The 17,889-nt window shown below is 49.0% G+C and carries 20 protein-coding genes; 8 read left to right on the forward strand and 12 right to left on the reverse strand.

From position 1 onward, the window contains the following. Positions 1 to 2: 2 nt before the first annotated feature. Together GA565_RS08010 and GA565_RS08015 are read right to left on the reverse strand one after the other, a co-directional pair. Positions 3 to 1,169: an MFS transporter gene (locus GA565_RS08010; RefSeq protein ID WP_152198039.1), complete on the reverse strand. Its 1,167-nt coding sequence runs from the start codon at positions 1,167 to 1,169 to the stop codon at positions 3 to 5. A gap of 182 nt (positions 1,170 to 1,351) precedes the next feature. Further along, positions 1,352 to 3,394, reverse strand: a complete 2,043-nt coding sequence (locus tag GA565_RS08015; RefSeq protein WP_152198040.1) for a DUF4034 domain-containing protein — start codon at positions 3,392 to 3,394, stop codon at positions 1,352 to 1,354. A gap of 849 nt (positions 3,395 to 4,243) precedes the next feature. Between GA565_RS08015 and ompC the strand changes: the two genes are divergently transcribed. Continuing rightward, the gene (gene ompC, locus GA565_RS08020; RefSeq protein ID WP_152198041.1) at positions 4,244 to 5,344 is read left to right on the forward strand and encodes a porin OmpC; all 1,101 of its coding nucleotides are present in this window, start codon (positions 4,244 to 4,246) and stop codon (positions 5,342 to 5,344) included. Between the two features lie 64 nt (positions 5,345 to 5,408). Here ompC and GA565_RS08025 read toward each other — a convergent pair whose 3' ends face one another. Further along, positions 5,409 to 6,020, reverse strand: coding sequence for a TetR/AcrR family transcriptional regulator (locus GA565_RS08025; RefSeq protein WP_226950924.1), 612 nt, complete (start codon positions 6,018 to 6,020; stop codon positions 5,409 to 5,411). Between the two features lie 140 nt (positions 6,021 to 6,160). On the opposite strand from GA565_RS08025, the gene GA565_RS08030 reads away from it, so the two are divergent. Then, complete coding sequence (locus tag GA565_RS08030) at positions 6,161 to 6,646, forward strand: nuclear transport factor 2 family protein (RefSeq protein WP_152198042.1); 486 nt, start codon at positions 6,161 to 6,163, stop codon at positions 6,644 to 6,646. Here the strand turns inward: GA565_RS08030 and GA565_RS08035 are convergent, their stop codons facing one another. From GA565_RS08035 to GA565_RS08050, 4 genes are all read right to left on the reverse strand, one after another. After that, a complete protein-coding gene (locus GA565_RS08035) occupies positions 6,647 to 7,033 on the reverse strand; it encodes a helix-turn-helix domain-containing protein (RefSeq protein ID WP_152198043.1) in 387 nt (128 codons plus the stop codon). It abuts the gene before it with no gap. A gap of 484 nt (positions 7,034 to 7,517) precedes the next feature. Then, positions 7,518 to 9,281 carry a penicillin-binding transpeptidase domain-containing protein gene (locus GA565_RS08040; protein ID WP_152198044.1) on the reverse strand — a complete coding sequence of 588 codons (1,764 nt, stop codon included), beginning with the start codon at positions 9,279 to 9,281 and terminating at the stop codon, positions 7,518 to 7,520. Between the two features lie 111 nt (positions 9,282 to 9,392). Then, on the reverse strand, positions 9,393 to 9,635 hold the full coding sequence (locus tag GA565_RS08045; protein WP_055779050.1) for a DinI family protein: 243 nt from the start codon (positions 9,633 to 9,635) through the stop codon (positions 9,393 to 9,395). 118 nt (positions 9,636 to 9,753) lie between these two features. Next, a complete protein-coding gene (locus tag GA565_RS08050; RefSeq protein ID WP_152198045.1) occupies positions 9,754 to 10,092 on the reverse strand; it encodes a hypothetical protein in 339 nt (112 codons plus the stop codon). A gap of 187 nt (positions 10,093 to 10,279) precedes the next feature. Between GA565_RS08050 and GA565_RS08055 the strand changes: the two genes are divergently transcribed. Then, positions 10,280 to 10,441, forward strand: a complete 162-nt coding sequence (locus GA565_RS08055; RefSeq protein ID WP_072156479.1) for a YqaE/Pmp3 family membrane protein — start codon at positions 10,280 to 10,282, stop codon at positions 10,439 to 10,441. A gap of 121 nt (positions 10,442 to 10,562) precedes the next feature. Next, positions 10,563 to 11,138 (forward strand): cytochrome b561, encoded by a 576-nt coding sequence (gene cybB, locus GA565_RS08060; RefSeq protein WP_152198046.1) that lies wholly within the window; start codon positions 10,563 to 10,565, stop codon positions 11,136 to 11,138. 53 nt (positions 11,139 to 11,191) lie between these two features. Here the strand turns inward: cybB and GA565_RS08065 are convergent, their stop codons facing one another. Both GA565_RS08065 and GA565_RS08070 read right to left on the reverse strand, forming a co-directional pair. Continuing rightward, positions 11,192 to 12,016 (reverse strand): alpha/beta fold hydrolase, encoded by an 825-nt coding sequence (locus GA565_RS08065; protein ID WP_152198047.1) that lies wholly within the window; start codon positions 12,014 to 12,016, stop codon positions 11,192 to 11,194. Between the two features lie 212 nt (positions 12,017 to 12,228). After that, positions 12,229 to 12,984 (reverse strand): DUF3750 domain-containing protein, encoded by a 756-nt coding sequence (locus GA565_RS08070; RefSeq protein ID WP_152198048.1) that lies wholly within the window; start codon positions 12,982 to 12,984, stop codon positions 12,229 to 12,231. Between the two features lie 209 nt (positions 12,985 to 13,193). Between GA565_RS08070 and GA565_RS08075 the strand changes: the two genes are divergently transcribed. Then, a complete protein-coding gene (locus GA565_RS08075; protein WP_152198049.1) occupies positions 13,194 to 14,462 on the forward strand; it encodes a phosphatase PAP2 family protein in 1,269 nt (422 codons plus the stop codon). A gap of 60 nt (positions 14,463 to 14,522) precedes the next feature. Here GA565_RS08075 and GA565_RS08080 read toward each other — a convergent pair whose 3' ends face one another. After that, positions 14,523 to 15,053, reverse strand: a complete 531-nt coding sequence (locus GA565_RS08080) for a glyoxalase superfamily protein (protein ID WP_152198050.1) — start codon at positions 15,051 to 15,053, stop codon at positions 14,523 to 14,525. Between the two features lie 336 nt (positions 15,054 to 15,389). Between GA565_RS08080 and GA565_RS08085 the strand changes: the two genes are divergently transcribed. Together GA565_RS08085 and GA565_RS08090 are read left to right on the forward strand one after the other, a co-directional pair. After that, positions 15,390 to 15,596: a YgdI/YgdR family lipoprotein gene (locus GA565_RS08085; RefSeq protein ID WP_139804115.1), complete on the forward strand. Its 207-nt coding sequence runs from the start codon at positions 15,390 to 15,392 to the stop codon at positions 15,594 to 15,596. 16 nt (positions 15,597 to 15,612) lie between these two features. After that, positions 15,613 to 15,840: a YgdI/YgdR family lipoprotein gene (locus tag GA565_RS08090; RefSeq protein ID WP_152198052.1), complete on the forward strand. Its 228-nt coding sequence runs from the start codon at positions 15,613 to 15,615 to the stop codon at positions 15,838 to 15,840. An 81-nt stretch (positions 15,841 to 15,921) separates the two neighbouring features. On the opposite strand, the gene GA565_RS08095 is transcribed toward GA565_RS08090, so the two are convergent. Both GA565_RS08095 and GA565_RS08100 read right to left on the reverse strand, forming a co-directional pair. Continuing rightward, positions 15,922 to 16,608 carry a LexA family transcriptional regulator gene (locus GA565_RS08095; RefSeq protein ID WP_152198053.1) on the reverse strand — a complete coding sequence of 229 codons (687 nt, stop codon included), beginning with the start codon at positions 16,606 to 16,608 and terminating at the stop codon, positions 15,922 to 15,924. 139 nt (positions 16,609 to 16,747) lie between these two features. Then, positions 16,748 to 17,053, reverse strand: a complete 306-nt coding sequence (locus tag GA565_RS08100) for a hypothetical protein (protein WP_152198054.1) — start codon at positions 17,051 to 17,053, stop codon at positions 16,748 to 16,750. A 456-nt stretch (positions 17,054 to 17,509) separates the two neighbouring features. Here GA565_RS08100 and GA565_RS08105 point away from each other — a divergent pair, with 456 nt between their 5' ends. Continuing rightward, positions 17,510 to 17,713: a hypothetical protein gene (locus tag GA565_RS08105; protein ID WP_055779014.1), complete on the forward strand. Its 204-nt coding sequence runs from the start codon at positions 17,510 to 17,512 to the stop codon at positions 17,711 to 17,713. Positions 17,714 to 17,889: the final 176 nt, after the last annotated feature.

A 17,889-nucleotide genomic window follows, 5' to 3' on the forward strand; every position in this document is an offset into this window, starting at 1 on the left:
AGTTAGCGGGTAACGGCACGCGCGCTGGCGGCAACGACCAGCAGCAGAGCCGCAACGCAGCTCAATGCAATCGAGAGATTACTGATTTGTGCAATAAATCCTACCAGCGCTGGACCGGCCAATATTCCGGCGTAACCCAGCGTGGTTACTGAAGCAATTGCCAGATTGGCAGGCATCGTGCTTTGGTTTCCTGCCGCGCTGAACATGATAGGCACCAAATTTGAGGCGCCCAAACCGACCATGATAAAGCCGGCTGCGACAGCATACAGGCTATCTACGCCCACCGACAGAAGCAGTCCTGCGCAGGCAGTCAGGCTGCCAATCAGCAATACCTTAAAACGACCAAAATAGTTGACGATTTTATCACCCGACAGACGTCCCACCGTCATGGCAATAGCAAAAAGGGTATAGCCTAGACCGGCATTATGCGGATTCATTCCGCGTTCTGTGGTCAGAAATAGCGCGCTCCAATCGAGCATGGCGCCTTCCGTTAAAAACATGACAAAGCACAGCATCCCGAGAAAAATAACCCAGCCTCTCGGCATAACCAACATCGGTTCGCCTTTTTTACTTTTGGTGTCATGCCAAAAATGTTTACTGATACCCGCGAGCAAAACCAGTACCAAGCTAATGACGACCACCGCGGCGATAAAAGGCGTCAGTTCCAGTGAAAGCATGCCGCTGACTGCCAGCGCACCCAAAATACAGCCGATGCTAAAAAATCCGTGGAAGCCCGACATCATTGCGCGCCCGCTGGCTTTTTCAACCACCACGGCGTGCACGTTCATCGCCACGTCAACCATGCCAATCGCCATGCCAAATATCAGCAGTACCCATGCCATTCCCGCCGTCGAGTCCATCAGCGTCAGCAGCGGAAGATCCAGACAGAGCACCACAGTGGAAAGTATAATAACCGCTTTGCAGCCCATTTTTCCGGTCAGATAGCCGGTTAGGGGCATGGAGAAGGTCGAGCCAGCGCCAATGCACAGCAGCAGTAAGCCCAAGGTTCCGTCGCTAATATCGAGGCGAATTTTAACAAACGGAACCAGCGGTGCCCATGCAGACATGGCAAAGCCGGAAAGCAGGAAGATAATGCGGGTGGCCACCTGCTGTGCGGTGCCCGGCCGAGTTTGAGCCACTGAGAGGTTTAGCGTGGATTCTGCAGGCATGCGTTCGTCAATCCCTTCTTATAATTTTATGAAATCCATTTACAGGACATAACGAATACTTGTCGAAAAACGGCAGTCTTTCAATCAAAAAAAGCCAGTTCTAACGTAAAAAAAGCCAGTTTTAGCGAAAACTGGCCGCGAATTATATCAGAAACGCCAGGCTATCGTTATTACCGGTCGTCTTAATCTCGGTTTTCTGCCGTCGGCTGCTCGTCCGGCAACGCAGGTGCACTGCTTTGCCGATAGGCAGCGGTGAAGTCGGCGCCCTCAACTTTGCGTTTGTCCTGCCACAGGCCCATGCGCGCGCGCAGTGACCCTTCAAGTTCATTCACTGCCTGTCGGGCTGGCTCTGACTCAGGGTTAAGCTCAAGCACAAAGTTCATTAACTGCCAGGCGATGTATTTGTTCTTTTTAGTGCCGACGCCCTGCATCCACGCCATGCCGAGCGTATAAGCCGCCTCAAAACGTTCAGGATGTTCAACGTTCGCCAATATAGTGGGCAAGGAAACGTCTACCGCCTGACGTTTTTCAGCCTCCGAGCCTAAATCCAACGCACAGCTTGCCCGCCAGTAGTCGGCTGAGGCATGGCCCGCATCGCTGGCGCGTTGATACCACTGCATTGCCTGCTGGTAGTCAACCTCGCCGCCCAACCCTTCGCGCAGCGCGTTGGCGCAGCTGAACATGGCGGGCACTAATCCCGAGCGGGCGGCGCTGAGCACGCAGTCTAGCGCGTTACTGTCGTTGTGCAACGCTGCAGGCACGTCCTGATGCCAGGCATTACGGTAAAAAAAGAACAGCTCATAGCTGTGAAGAGCGCTGCCGCGACGTGCCATTTCAGTCATCAGGTAATGCGTGGCCTCAATATCATCATTTATTGCCATGTCGTGGGCTAGCACCAGCAAGTCTTTGCCGACGCTTTCGGTGACGTGCTGCTGCTGCATCAGTGAGCCGGCGCGGTCCATAAGCGCCTCGCTTAAATCCGGATCATGGGGCAGGCCGTAAAGGCCATACTGCACGGCGGCGGCGGCGAAGGCGGTGAGCAACGGGTCATCAGCGCGGTTTATGGCACGCACCAGCAGCGAAGTCAGCACTGAGAGCGCTTGCGGTTGCTCATCAACCGACTGCTCATTGGCCAGTACGGCGCGAGAAATAAACAGGGCAGCAAATTTGCCCGGCATCGCCTGCGGGGAGACGGCAAAAAGGTCGGCATAGACTTGCAGACCTGCGAGGTCATCGTCCTGCCAATAGGCAACACAGGTTCCGGCGTGATTGAGTAATGCAATGCGTGTAGCAGGCTCAAGAGGCTGTGCCAGTAAAGTGGCCAACTGCTGCTGTAGCTGCACGGCGCGAGGAGAGTCACGGTCGGCGATATCTCCGCCTAGAGCCTCAAGCAGTGCATTGGCCCTAAACTGATTACGCTCATCTTCACTGAATTCGGCGCAAAGCGGGCCGTCGATTATCTGGTTTTGTTGCTCGTCGTTTCCGCCCCAGTAGCTTGAGTGAAACAGCAGGTAAGACTCCATGCTTCCTACGTCACTGTGGCGCACAGACATTGCCATGCGTAGCCAGTAATCCAGCGCGTCTTCTTCATGGCGACGGGTATTTTGCAGCGAGGCAGGAAGCTGCTGCGGCCAGTGGGTCACGGGCGAAACGCCAATTTGATACAGATAGGCAACGCCCTGTTGCCACACCTGGCTGCCCTGAATGTTGAACTGCTCATGCAACGGTTTTGGCTGTTTACCGGCGAACAGGGCACGCAGCCAGTAAGGCTCTCCAAATCCGCCGCTTAGGTTCATCATGTGGCGAAAAGCGTGCGTAGGACGGGGGTGACAGGCAATGGCATTTAAAAAGGAGATAACGGCATAATCACAGCACAGCTGCGCGCCCAGCCACTGCGAGTCTTCGACTTCGTGCTCGGGCCCGTGTTCATTGCGGATAACCCAGGCCTGTTCGTGCCAGAACATACCCAATAAACAGTGAGCATGGTAGCTGGTTGGGTACTGCTGCTGCCAGTCCCCAAGAATTTCGAGACGCTGAGTGGCCGTTTCTTCCTTAGAAAACAACGTATCGGGATGCATCATCAGACCGTAGGCATTGTCAGCCTCACTCTGATTTTGCCAACCGCGCATTTGTGACAACAGCCACTCGTCGAGTTTGAGAAAACGGCGGGTTGCCAGCAGCATCTGTGCCCTGGCGATGTTGTCTTGCTTGTCCGGTTGTTGCATGCGATTCCTTTTGACCTGTTCGATAGTCGAAATATGCCAGTGTAACGACCCTGTTGGCTCGCGACAGCGGGATTGCTCTTATAGTAACGGAATCCCTGAAGGTCTTCTTGCCTAACTGTCGACAAAAAATCCTTGAGGCAGTAAGGCAGACGGGATGTACTGCTCTGTGGCCCAGAATAAGCGATCCCTACCTGAGTATTAATTAATCATCAGGAGCCAACGCCTTGTTTTTATTTACTGATTTAAATACCAAATATTAATAAAATATTGAGCATAAAATGCTTTTATTCTGTAATGAATGCGGAAAATAGAAGGAATAATGATTTTAATTCACGGAGTAAAATAAATGATTAATGAAGAAATTTTGTGCATAAACGAAAAGATACGTAAATAACAGAGTTATGACGTCGCGAAACTACCGCACAAATAGCAAAAAAAAACCGGCCAAAAGGCCGGCTGTTGTTTCCAAATACAGGGGATAATGAAAGTAATAAATAACAAATAATGATGATAGCGAGAGTGATTATATAGGATGGAGTTAATTTTGATTTATCACTTAGTGCGCTTTGTGTTTTTTTATCCCATTGAAAATAAGTAATTTTTTTGTTCCTTAACACTATGTGCTATATTTTTCGCATTTACGTTGCTGACAATTGCCTCCTAAATTACAATTTTACTTACATTTATTAATTAATAAGCAACACTATCGCGTATTCAGTATCATTTTCTCGGTAGATTAATAGTTATAAATCCTGAGAATAGGTCTGCCTGTCGAGCAAATCAATTTTTAAACATTCGTAAATTTACGATCCAGTGGCGGCCGCTCGACACTTTTATGAGGATAGACAAATGAAACTTCGTGCTCTTTCAATCCTGATTCCTGCTTTATTGGTTGCGGGAACAGCCAGTGCGGCAGAAATCTACAATAAAGACGGCAATATATTAGACCTGAACGGTAAAATTGACGCAGAACATTACTTCTCAAGCAATGCAGCCGATGACGGCGATCAGTCTTACCTGCGTTTCGGTTTTGACGGTCAAACTAAAATCAGCGATCAGCTTACTGGCTATGGTCAATGGGAGTATCAGGCAGCTCTGAATACCTCTGAAGCCGAAGGTACAGCCAACAGCTACACGCGCGTAGGTTTTGCCGGTTTGAAATTTGGTGACTGGGGTTCACTGGATTATGGCCGCAATTACGGCGTAATGTATGACGTGGGTTCATGGACCGACGTTTTGCCTGAGTTCGGTGGTGACACTTACAGCTCAGACAACTTTATGGAGCAGCGCGGCAACGGTATGGTCACTTACCGTAATAACAACTTCTTTGGTCTGGTTGATGGACTGCATTTTGCTCTGCAATACCAGGGTAAAAATGACAACCCGGGCGGCGAAGCGAGTGGTCGATCTGCTCAGGCTGAAAACGGCGACGGCTATGGCCTCTCTGCCTCCTATGACCTCGGTTGGGGCATTAGCGCAGCGGCGGCATTTAGCAGTTCTGACCGCACCACGGGTCAAAATGAACTGGCTTATGGCCGCGGCGATAAAGCGCAGGCAACCAGCGGCGGCTTGAAGTACGATGCCAACAATGTTTACCTCGCCGCCATGTATACCCACACAGAGAACCTGACCCGCATCGGTTCTGCTGACAACGACGTCGACGGTTTTGCCAGCAAGGCAAACAACTTTGAAGCCGTGGCTCAGTACCAGTTTGACAGCGGACTGCGTCCTTCTTTGGCATATCTGCAGTCACGCGGTAAAGATATGGGGCAGTACGGTACCCAGGATATTGAAAAGTATATTGATGTCGGTACTTACTACTACTTCAATAAGAATATGTCTACCTTCGTTGATTATAAAATCAACCTGTTGGACGACACAGAATTTACCCGCGCTGCCGGTGTCAATACCGACAACGTGGTGGCAGTGGGCCTGATTTATCAGTTCTAAGCATTGCCTTTTACAGACACAGATACAAAAAAACGCGGCCCAGGCTGCGTTTTTTTGTAGGCGCTCACTTATTAACTGCTTCCGCCTTAGCCGACCACTGGCTGATTAAAATCTCCAGCATGTTTTGTATAAACCGAACGGCGGGCTGCGCCTGGTTCTCCATTTGAGCTTTAACAATCGCGCCGTCAATGAGCAGCGCCACGCATTCGGCCTGTTCGGAAATATTCTCGGATTCCGCCAGATAACCGGCGACCACTGCGGCCATTTCGCGTTTATGACTAACGGAAAGCCTCTGAACCTCGGGCAGTGCCACGGCATATTCCAGACTGCTGTTGATGAAGGCGCAGCCACGAAAATCGTCTCCTGTAAACCACTCCTGCAGAGTCGATGCCAGCGCGGCAGGCAGCGGCAACGCTGTAGAATAACGGCCTAACGCCTGGCGAAACCACACCATCCAATGCTGATGACGATAGTGCAAAAAGGCCAGAATCAGTGCGTCCTTACTGGGATAATGCCGATAAAACGTCACTTTGGTTACACCGGCCTGTTTAATAATCAGGTCGATACCCGTCGCCCGGATCCCGTCACGATAAAAAAGCGCATGCGCGGTGTGCAGGATGCGTTCTTTCGCCGCCAGTAGCGGTGTTTCGACGACAGTAGGGGATTGCATATTCATTTCGCTGCTCTTTATTTTTATCAAACTATTTCATTACGTGAGTGTAGACAATTCTGTCTACCTGCGCTAGTGTATTTGATGTAGACAGAGTTGTCTACGTGATGAGTTATCCCTTCTTTTTAAAAATTATTGAGGTCGTTATGTCTGAAAAAAACCTATCCCCATTGAAAAAACCGCTTCCTCCTTTTAACCGCGAAAGCGCAGCTGAAAAGGTGAGACTGGCTGAAGATGCATGGAACAGCCGAGACCCGCAGCGCGTTAGCCAGGTTTATTCCGAGGACACGCGCTGGCGCAACCGCAGCGAGTTTGTTAGCGGGCAGCACAATGTCGTCGATTTTTTGGCGCGTAAATGGACCAAGGAGCTGGATTATCGATTGATCAAGGAGCTATGGGCCTTTGACGGCGAACGTATTGCCGTTCGCTTTGCCTATGAGTGGCACGACGACTCGGGGAATTGGTTCCGCAGCTTTGGCAACGAAAACTGGGCTTTTAACGAGCAGGGGCTGATGTTTGAACGTCACGCCTGCATTAACGATTTGCCAATTAAAGAGTCCGAACGCAAATTTCACTGGCCGTTGGGGCGTAGACCCGACGATCATCCGGGTCTCAGCGAGCTGGGCTTTTAGTCAGGCAGATTTTTGATGAATAAGGTGCAGCGGTGGAGCAACATCGAGTGTGATATCCGGGTTTTGACGAAATTCGTGAGGGGTGATGTTAAAACGCTTGCGGAACATGTAGGTAAAGTGGGACTGCGAACCAAAACCAAAGTCCATTGCGATATCAAAAATCGATGAATCACTGCTGCTCAACTGATAAACCGCGCTGGCCAGACGCCTCTCGCGGATGTACTTGCCCAGAGAAATGCCGGTCGATTCTTTGAAGATCTTCTGCATGTGCCAAAGTGAGTAGCCGGAGTATTCCGCCAGCTCCTCGAGATGGATAACTCTTCCCAAATGGCCTTCAATCCATTTGCTGAGTGCGCTGACGATAGTCAGGTGGAGGTCTTGTGCCATAGCCTGTCAGTGATTAGTTTCGATGAGATGATTATACACAAATTCCCCGCCGAGGCGGATAGTGAGAAAGGGTCAGGCGCTTGAGGGTGTTAGCGTAGCAGGATCCAGTGGATAATGCGGGCAATGGCATCGTCTAACACCACAATGCCAACGAGGATTGCGAGCACCATCAAAATAAAACGCTTACCGGTGGGCAAAATTCTGTCTCCTGACTCTTGCTGCCTAGGTTGTTAACTCCAGGGACTGGTTCCGTGCATATTCAGGGCTATCACGGTTATGCAGACTGCGAGAAAAACAAAAGCAACGATAAATAGCCGTTTCATACCGGTAGTCACTGTTAATGAGTGGGAAATAGAGGCGAAAGGTACAAAATTTACCGCTATAAATCCAGTGACCCGCCAGGAAATAAATGGCTTTTACCGTTATTTACCCAGAAAACGGTAAATCAGCCTGATTCCGTTCATTTACCGCGCCGTCATGGCGCTCACTGAGCGCCTTTCTCTTTCAGCTTAACAGCCTTGTTGGTTGATACAACCGTTGTTGGCGGTGTTTCTGGAACCAGCGCATCCGGCGCGATATTCATATGGTTCAATACCTGACCCATAATTTCACCGAATATTGGACCGGCTACCGATCCGCCGAAGTGCTTACCTGCCTGCGGATTGTTCACCATTACCACCAGCGCGACGCGCGGGTTACTGGCGGGAGCAACGCCTGCGGTGTAGTTGATATAACCGCCGTCATATTTGCCAGAAGGGCCCATTTTCTCGGCCGTACCGGTTTTAATCGCCAGACGATAACCCGGAACCGCCGCGCTTAATCCGCTGCCGCCGGGCAAGGCATCGCTTTCCATCATGTGTACTACTGTTTCGACCACGTTCTTATCCATAACGCGCGTACCCAGCACCGGCGGGGTGACTTTAGTTATCGACAATGGACGATAAATACCGAAGGAGCCGATGGTGGCATATTCACGAGCAATCTGTAGAGGCGTCACGCGCAGGCCATAGCCAAACGCAAAGGTGGCGCGTTCGATATCTGCCCAGCGTTCGCGGTGCAGAGGGAAGTAACCCCCACTTTCGCCACCTATGCCCAAGTCGGTCGGCTTGCCCAGACCAAAGGAGTGATACTGGTCGACAAGCACCTGCGCAGGCATTGCCAAAGCAATATGTGATACGCCAATGTCACTGGATTTTTGCAGTACGCCGGTAATGGTCAGTGCCGATTCGTGTCCAACGTCGCGGATCAAGTGGCCATTGACGGTGTAAGGGCGGGTATCGAGCACTGTGTCAGGGCGAATAATATTGTGTGCGAGGCCGGACATCACCACCAGCGGCTTAACGGTTGAGCCGGGTTCAAAACTGTCGCTAACCGCCACGTTACGCATGTCTTTGGCATCGACGCCTGCGTAGTTGTTTGGATTGAATGACGGATAGGAGGCCATCCCCAATATTTCGCCGGTGTTCACGTCTACCATGACTGCCGCGCCGGAGTCCGCCTGGTTGAGCATCACGCCTTTTCGCAACGCGGCATAGACCACATATTGAATATAGCTGTCGATGCTGAGATTTACCGTCGGCGGCTGCTCGGGTGGCACGTCCTTGAGAATGCCGATCACATTGCCTTGACCGTCCTGACGAAATTCACGCATACCCGGTTTGCCCTGGAGCAGGGTATTGAAACCGCGCTCTAGACCGGTCAAACCTTCGTTATCCGTTCCCACTACGCCAACCAGATTGGCTGCCGCTTCGCTCATAGGATAATAGCGGCTGTCGTCGTGCTGTAAAATTATGCCGCCGAGGTGCAGTTCACCAATATCTTTGGCAATTCCCTGTTCGATTTTTCTGCCGAGGAACACAAAGCGACGTTTAGGGTCAACGGTGATGATTTGCTGGAGCTGGGAAAGCGGCATATCTAGCGCCGAGGCCAGATACTGCCATTTTGGGCTGTTTAAATCACTGTGCAGCTGAGCAATACGATAAGGGTCGGCAATCACGTCTTTTGAAGCCACGCTCAGGGCAAGAGGGTGGCCATTGCGGTCGGCGATAGTACCGCGACCGGCAGGAATAATTTGTGTGCGCAGCGAGCGCTGATCGGCTTGTCGTTCCAGCATCGGGCGATTGAGCAACTGCAAATACCCGACACGTCCCAGAAGCAGCCCCATACAGCAGACGATACCTAAGCAAATCAACGCGAAACGTTTAGAATAAAAATTGGGTTGGGCGCTGTTTTTCTTTGGATTTGGCATCTATTACTTCGCAATGTCATTAAAATATTTTATCTTCTAGGGCTATCTTATAATAAGCCACCGTATTGATATGTTTATTTCAATTGCGCTTTGTAAGTAAATAAGAATGGATCACTCATAAGAGAGCCATTCGTCGGCCTCATCAAACATCTCTTCAAGCATTTGATTCAGCTGTGACTTTTCTTGCTTAGACGCGCCGTGCGTACTCAAGCCGTTCGCCTGCATTGCTTTGACTTTTATTTCCGCATCGGGAAACATTCGGTGAACCCGCTTGGTTAATTCCTGCGTTATCTTTTCACTCGCGCCGGGAATACCCGCAACGTTTCTTTTGTCATAGCTTAGTTCAACCCGCATAGCCCGCTCTCTTATCTTATCTATCTCATCGGAAAAGCCAATGCCACATTTTTGGCTGGATAAATATACAGTTAAACCTCCGCGGGGCCAAGCCCTTATTCAGAGTTTATTGAGAGAGCTATCGAGAATTTGGTTTGTTGAACAGGCCCGCCAGGCGCCAAAGTCCCATCACCAAAAAACCGAGCAGAGCGGCGGCAATTCCCGTGCGGGTGATGAAACCTGCAAAGCCTAACTCCGGTGGCATTTCACCCGCCATATTACTGTTGGAGGGCATGGACGGCTCAGGAAATGAAAGGAAATAGATGAACGACAAACTGCCGATGCCAATGAGAAAACTGCACAACAGCCAATAGGCTTTTTTCAGACCTTTTGCACGGACGGCGAGACTCATCACGGTGCCAAAAATGATAACGATAAACACAATCGCTACAATAAGTATCAGGACTTCCTGTTTCATCAACTGCGTCTCCTCTCGAATCAGTGTTTTGTTGCATCATTGCATAACTGAATACTAATCCCGTGAGGGAAGGGAGGCAATCGGTAAACAAGAGAACTCTTATTGTCTAATAAACATAAAACGGCTAACGTTATTTGTGTAAAAAGAAAGATGAAACAAGAACGACAAACTCGAAAAGGAGAGCATTATGGGTTTCTGGAGAATACTTTTTACCATCCTTATCCCACCGCTGGGTGTTTTAATCGGCAAAGGCTTTGGCTGGGCATTTATTATTAATATCATTCTGACTATCTGCGGCTATTTCCCAGGTCTGATTCACGGCTTCTGGGTTCAGACCAAAAAATCTTAAGCATTATCCCCTTAACCTGCTGCGGCGGGTTAAGGGTTTCCTGCCGCTCCTCTGCCTTTCTTAATGTGTGGTTAAGGTCATCACGATACGCTAAGCGAAGTATCGTTTGAGAGAAACCTTAATGCGTACAAAATATAAACCCGTACAAATTGCACTTCACTGGCTGATATTCCTGCTGGTGGCCGCTACCTATAGCACTATTGAACTTCGTGGCTACATTCCTAAAAGCCTTCCTCAACATCAATGGCTTACTCTGTTGCATTTCAGTTTTGGTGCCAGCGTACTGGCCATGATGGTCCTGCGCGTTTTTGTTAGACTGATGTACGTTACGCCCGCAATTAACCCCGCGCCAAAAGTATGGCAGCACAGGCTCGGTGAGTTAATGCATCTGACTGTCTATATATTATTTATCAGTATCCCCATACTCGGTGTGCTCTCTTTATACTTTAAGGGCGACGTGTGGACACTTTTCACGCTTAATATGCCGGTTTCTTTCGAGCATAATCCACTGCTGTCAAAAAAGATTAAATCGCTTCACGAACTGATGGCAAACTGCGGATATTATTTAATCGGGCTGCACGCCGCGGCCGCGCTTTTCCATCACTACTGCCTACACGATAATACGCTGCTCAGAATGATGCCAGGTAACAAAAGCATAAATACACAACGTAAGAAGCCCCCTATATCACAAAAGTAGAGAAGAGGGGGCCGGTGATAACATGCACAAGCTGGCTAATAAATTAAGATGTCTCAATAGACCGTTTTTACGAATGCCAACAGATCTTCATTTAACTTATCCTGATGCGTTAATGCAAAACCGTGCGGCGCACCGTCATACGTTTTGAGCTGGGCATTGGCAATCATTTTAGCCGCCAGCTTACCGGTGGCTTCGAAAGGTACGATTTGGTCTTGGGTGCCGTGAATGACCAGAGTGGGAACATCGATTTTAGAAATATCGCCGCGAAAATCCGTTTCTGAAAATGCCGTCACACAATCGATGGTGCCCTTCAGCGAGGCTAGCAGCGCGATGTTCAGCGTCTGGGTGAGCGCACCTTCCGAGACGGTCATCCCTTTGTTAATGCCATAGAACGGGGTGGCGAAATCACTGATAAACTGCGCGCGGTCTTTACGCAATCCGTCTTTTATGCCATCAAACACTGACTTTTCAACGCCTTCTGGGTGATCGTCAGTTTTGATGAAAATAGGCGTAACCGCGCCGAGCAAAACGAGGCTGCTGATGCGGTCAGTGCCATAGTTGCCAATGTAGCGAGTTACGTCTCCGCCGCCCATTGAGAAACCCACTAGGGTAATGTCATCCAGGTCTAGATGCTCAATAAGCCCACGAATATCGGCGGCAAACGTATCGTAATCATACCCTGTCCACGGCTGATCGGAACGTCCGAAACCGCGCCGGTCGAAGGCGATCGCTCTGTAGCCACGTTCGGCCAGAAAATTCATCTGGCTGTCCCACATATCTGCATCCAAAGGCCAGCCGTGGCTGAAAAGGATGGGTTTACCCGTACCCCAGTCTTTATAATAGAGTTGAGTGCCGTCTTGTGTTGTGAATTTGCTCATGCTGATCCCTTATCTGTCAGTCGTAAAAGTTGCGTTGTGTAGCAACAACACTACCTCGTTGAAACAAATAATGATAAGGCAAGATTTTTGATAACTTGTTGAATAAATTTATCAGAATCAGGCCCCTCTATAAGCTGTTAATGCAGGCGCAATTAACAATTATAGACGGGCCTCAGAGAGGTGATTAAAAACAGGGCGGGACGAGCGTCGCCTCAGCCCTCAAAGCCCACGTGGCCAATAAACGGCAGGCGCAGGCCTGGCGATTTAAAATCTACGCCAAGATTCAAGCCTAACACGTTGACTTCAACCCCTTCTTGAGCCCCTACGTTTAGGCCCAGAACGCCTAGCAGAGAAACTTGTACACCTTTACCTGAGGGCGGTAATCCCACGGGACTGGACAGAGGACGATAGTCTTTACCGATGGCGTTGGAGGGCATATCCAGCTCAAGTGCGGGAACTTCTCTGCCAATGTGAGCAATAAATGTGTTGCTGTTTGGGCCAGGCCACGCGTGATAGGTTTGTGGATAAGGATAACGGGCGACCGCGGCCTGAATTTGCGGGATCATCGCTTCGGCAGCTGCGCCGCGGTGGTCGACGAGGAGAGTCGGTTTAGCACCGAACCAGTAGCCGTCGGGTATTGCATAGTTACGGCGAACCACTCCGCCGCTGCCCCAGCCAATCACATCGAAACGAGTGAACTCATTTTCGCCGGCCTTCTTGAATATTATCCAGGTATGAACGGCAAACAATCCGCGCCAGCCGTAGGTAGAGGCCGCATAAACTTGAACAATGGCGGTATTGCTAAGCTGAGTCGGATTGGGTGCCAGCAATGCAGAGTCGCGACGTGCCGTTGACCAGTTTTGCCCCACGGCATCGCCCTTACTTTGCGATGCTTTGGCATAGCTATAGCCAAACGACAAAAGCAAGACGACGATATAAACCAGACTGAACCATTTCACGTAATTCATTGCTTTTCTCTTTGGCATTCCCATGAATCACTAACCTAATGTAAACCCCTGCGGGTGGCAAGCGCGCGGACCGTGGCGGCAACATGCAATGAGTAACGAAATTACCGCCGTCGTGAGCCTTCCAAAGATGTTTTTGCAATAAAAATGTCATACAGCGGTGCTAGCGTTGAGTTATTACAGGCTAATGATTTGATTATAAGGGAAAGTTAATGAAAATTCGGTTATCGCTCATTGCGGCCACTTTGCTGCTCGCTCAGCAGGCACAGGCGGTTTCATTGCCACAGGCGGCTTCGTTGGCGAACGGCACCTCTCCGGCTTCAACCAGTCAGGCGTTTAACGCGCTGGAGGCTCAGTCACTGCAGGCGGAAATCAACGCCTTGAAAGGCAGTGCCGCATCGCTGACTCGCGGGCAGTTGGAGAAGGCCAGGCAAAATAGTACTCAGGCCGACGGCGCATGGCTGAAAGCCAGCGGTTATGACTTTCAGACCAAGGCCAATCAGCAGGCTGGAATAGAACTGTTGTCTGGTTTTAGCAAGCTGCCGGACTCAACGCTGAAGGCCAGCCTCGAGACCGTTACGGCGATTAATCGTGATGCCACGCAGGGGATGCGTCATCAGGCACTTGCCGACGCCGAAGGCATCAGCTATCTCTATTTTTTGGCCGATGCCATGGGTCCACGCTTGGGTAAAGCCTTCTTAACGGCGTATGACAAAGGCGAAATCAGCAAAGCTGCGGCGCTTATCAAGGCCAGTGAAGTCAGCACCGGTGCCGCTAAAAAACACTTTAACTATGCCCGACCGTTCCTTATAAAGGGTAATACCATTCATTTAGTGCCTGACGATACGGTCGTTAAAGATAATCAGCCCTATACCGCCGACGGCGGCTCTTTTCCAAGTGGGCACACGAATACTGGCTACACCGACGCCCTGCTGATGGCCCAAATGATACCCGAGCGCTATGACTCTCTGGTGGAGCGTGGTGCGCGTTACGGCTACTCACGCATTGTGCTCGGGGTGCATTACCCGCTCGATATTATGGGCTCCAGGATGATCACCCAGCGCAACGTTGCGCACTATCTCAACGATCCGCGTTATGTGGTTTTGTTTAACGAGGCCAAAGATCAACTGCGCGCCGCGTTGGAGAAAGAGTGTGGAACCTCGCTTGCCGAGTGCGCCAAAACCGCAGGCAAGGATGACCCTTATCGTTCTGCCGACATGAAGGCGTTTTATCGTTTCACCATGAGTTACAACCTGCCGAAACAGCAGGCGGCATCGCAGCTTACTGTGCCAAAAGGAGCTGAAGTGTTGCTGCATGCGGCTCTGCCAAAGGTTTCTACGTCCCAGCTTCGCCAGCTGATGGTGAAAACCGCACTACCGGCTGGCTATCCGCTTTCAGGCACTACGCCTGAGCAGGCCTTCTGGCAGCGTCTTGATTTACCGGCTGCCTACGCGCTGGGTAAGTCAGAACACGCTCGTTAATTGTAAAAAGCTCAACGGGGAGAAAGGTAAGGCAGTTTCCCCGTTGAGGCTTATGCCCTCTTAACTTTGGCAGAAACGAACTCGATTGCCGAACGGATCATAAACTTCGAGAACCTTTCCCCAGTCCTGTTCAACAATATCTGGACGTCCGTAGCCATACTGTTTGGCCTGTAGCTCATCCCTCAGCAGTTCAATATTTTGCATTGAGACAAATATCGTCGAGCCGGGACTGGCGTCGCCGTGGTGTTCAGAAAGATGGATGTGCAGCCCGTCCCTGACCAGTCCTAAATACAGCGGCAGATGCGGCTCGAAGCGGTGTTCAAACTCCACGTTAAAACCCATGAAATCTAGATAAAACTCACGTGCTTTGGTTTCATCAAACATTCTTAATATCGGAATGGTTTTGTCGAAAGTAATCGCAGGGGAGGGGGCTTGCCGCTCGAGCATCGCAGAGGCGGTATTCCAGTCTCGAAAACCCATTTGCTGAGCCACTAATTCGAGCGCTGCCGAGTAAGAGATGTCTTGATTACGCGATGTGAGTGACGTGTGCAGTCGTTTGGCCATTTGTTTGGCCTGATCGATAGAAAACATTGTTCCTCCTGTAGCCGAGGCGTGTTGGTACTCGCATTGCCAAACCTCGGCGTTCAAGAGAGACGAACGATTCGGAGATAAACATGCTTTCACCATCCCCTGTCGGGTGCGAGCGGCGGGCAGCATGGGCCCGTATTGATAATACACAACGGACATGGAATTCGGAAGCTATCTTATAAGTAACGGCGGCGCTGATTTAGGCCGCGTTTTGTGGGGTAAATCATGAATTTGTCGGCGGACAAAGCCAGAAAGGAACAATTGTCTATACTTGAAAGGCGCCGACAATATTTCACATTCAAGGAGAACCTAGTGAAAAAAACAGCTTTAGTAGTATTTATCCTAACCTCACTGTCAGTATTTACCGTAGCCGGATGCTCTTCAAATCAGGCAATCAAAACGACGGATGGAAAAACGATAGTGACAAGCGGCAAGCCGCAAATTGATAACGACACCGGACTGGTTTCTTATAAAAATGCGCAAACGGGCAAAACTGAGCAAATAAACCGTAATCAGATTAGTAACATGAGTGAACTGGACAATTAATCCGAAGGAGAGGTCAATGAAAAAACTCATCATCTTACCTATGGCTGCCGTGCTGTGTCTGGCTGCATTGACGGGGTGTACACGTACCAGCTATGCAATTCATACTAATGATGCGCGTACGATAATCAGTGATGGTAAACCGAAAGAAACTGACGCGGGCCTGCTGGGCTACACCGATGCCAACGGGGTTAAGCAGCAGATAAATAAATCAGAGGTCAAGGAAGTCTCCGAAATACCTAACTGATTGTAAAAATGAGCCTCTTTGCTCGTTAAAAAAGCTGCCTGCGGGCAGCTTTTTACGTTGAAACGTTGGCGTTACGTCAACCTAAATAAGTCGTAGTTTGGTCTCTACGGCTACGCCAATAATCTCGCAATCATCTTTAATAAGCGCCATTGGCCAGGTTGGATTTAACCCTTTCAAATACTTCTGCCCGGCATCGATAACATATTTTTTGAACGTCGCCTCCGTTGAGTCCTGGAATTTGGCGATGACCAGGTCTCCACTGACTGCGTCACGCGAGGTATCAAAAAGCGTATAAGTCCCTTCAGGAATACTAATACCCAAAGGGGCAGTCATCGAGTCATTATTGACCTGAGTCCAAAACCCGTCGCCCATTAAAGGGGCATCGGATTCAAACCACAAGTTTATATTTTTTAATGAATTAACATCCAACGGAACGCCCAAGTTCGCAGCCTGAACGTGCGTTAATACCGGATACCTAATACACAATGTGTTGGGTTGGATTTCCGATTCTGTTTTATCAAAGTCAATCCCATACATCAGATGCGTGGGGGAACAGTCTAATGCAAAGCTAAGGGATATAAGATTACTTCCTTTAGGTTCGCTCTCACCATTCTCCCACTGAGAGATGGTGACGTGGGAAACACGCAGTGAATTGGCAAGCTCCCTCTGGGTAAGTTCTTTGCTTTTCCTTAGCTTGTAAATACGGTCGCCAATATTCCCCTCAAGAATAAAACGTTTCGCCAGGATATCTCTTTGTTTCTTATCCATCTTCAAAATCCTAATCAGTTTAACTTATCAGACTACTTTGCCGGGTACTGCCTCTGGCGAGCGCCTATCATATGACTGATTTAGGTTATATCAAATACTATTTAAATTTTGAGGGGGATGATGCTGGATATTGCATAAATTAGTCTTCGAAAGATAAAGGTTTAGGTCGAGGGCGGGCCATTAAAATATGAATGTCAATATCCTCGACATGTTCATCCTCAGCGTGGGCCAAAAGATAGATATAGTTGTCAATTCTTGATAAGTGCCTGGTTATCAAGAATTTTTCCTTTCTTTGCAATTGGGGGGCCTTTTTTGTAGTATCTTTTAATCTCTTTTCAAGTGTCATCGGCGAGGGATAAAACTCAACAAACCGTTCTCCCTGCCATTCGAGAGGCAGTACTGCACCGTTATAACCGTGACCAAAGACAATACAATCACACTTCATCTTTTTCCTTTTAGGCCGCAGGGTCTAATTTATAATAATTATTAAGAGGGCGAAGGATGTCATAAGCCGCATCGATTTACATGCTAACTAATTGCTTTTAACCTTAGCAACTAAAATGATTAATTGACGTAAAGCGTCAGCGTGAGGGAGTGAAAAATGCCGATCTCTGTCACTCACTCTGAGTTGAGTAAATATTAATGTAATTAATAATCTGCAAACGATTTTTCAATGACCTAACAATAATTAACGCTTTTTTGAGCGAAATGTTAATATGTGTAAATTTAATTAAAGTTAACAAAATGAATGGCGAACGCTTTTGTTTGCTGTGCAAAAAATAGCCGGTTTCGGGGATGGACATAAACTGGCTATATTTTAAATATGTGAAGCGTTAAGCTAGGCATTCATTTATGAGTTAAACCCGATGTACATCAAGTAATGGGAAGGTGGAGATAACAATTGGTCGATGAAAAAGCAGCGAACCAGGATGATGTCCATGCTGTAATAGGTTATGCAGTAGCGTTATTGCTTGAGGCAGAGCGGCCTGTACATCTGCATGAGATTGCGGCCTTGCTTAAGCATGAGGCAGAAAAGGCTTCTAATGAAGTGTTCAAACATAATTGCCTAAACGCGCTGCGCCTTATAGCTGAGAAAATGAACTGATCCCCATTAATTGCCCGTTTGGTATATTATAACGCCGGGGTATAGCTCGCAAAGCCATAATTTAAGTAAACTTAAATTATGCTATTTCTAAATATCTCAGGACTGTCTTGTTAGCTTCAGTTAATGGTTTTTCACATTCTTCACCGATCACCCTTTTCAGATGTTGCGAATTTTAA

This window comes from Rouxiella sp. S1S-2 (assembly GCF_009208105.1).
Lineage (GTDB): Bacteria > Pseudomonadota > Gammaproteobacteria > Enterobacterales > Enterobacteriaceae > Rouxiella.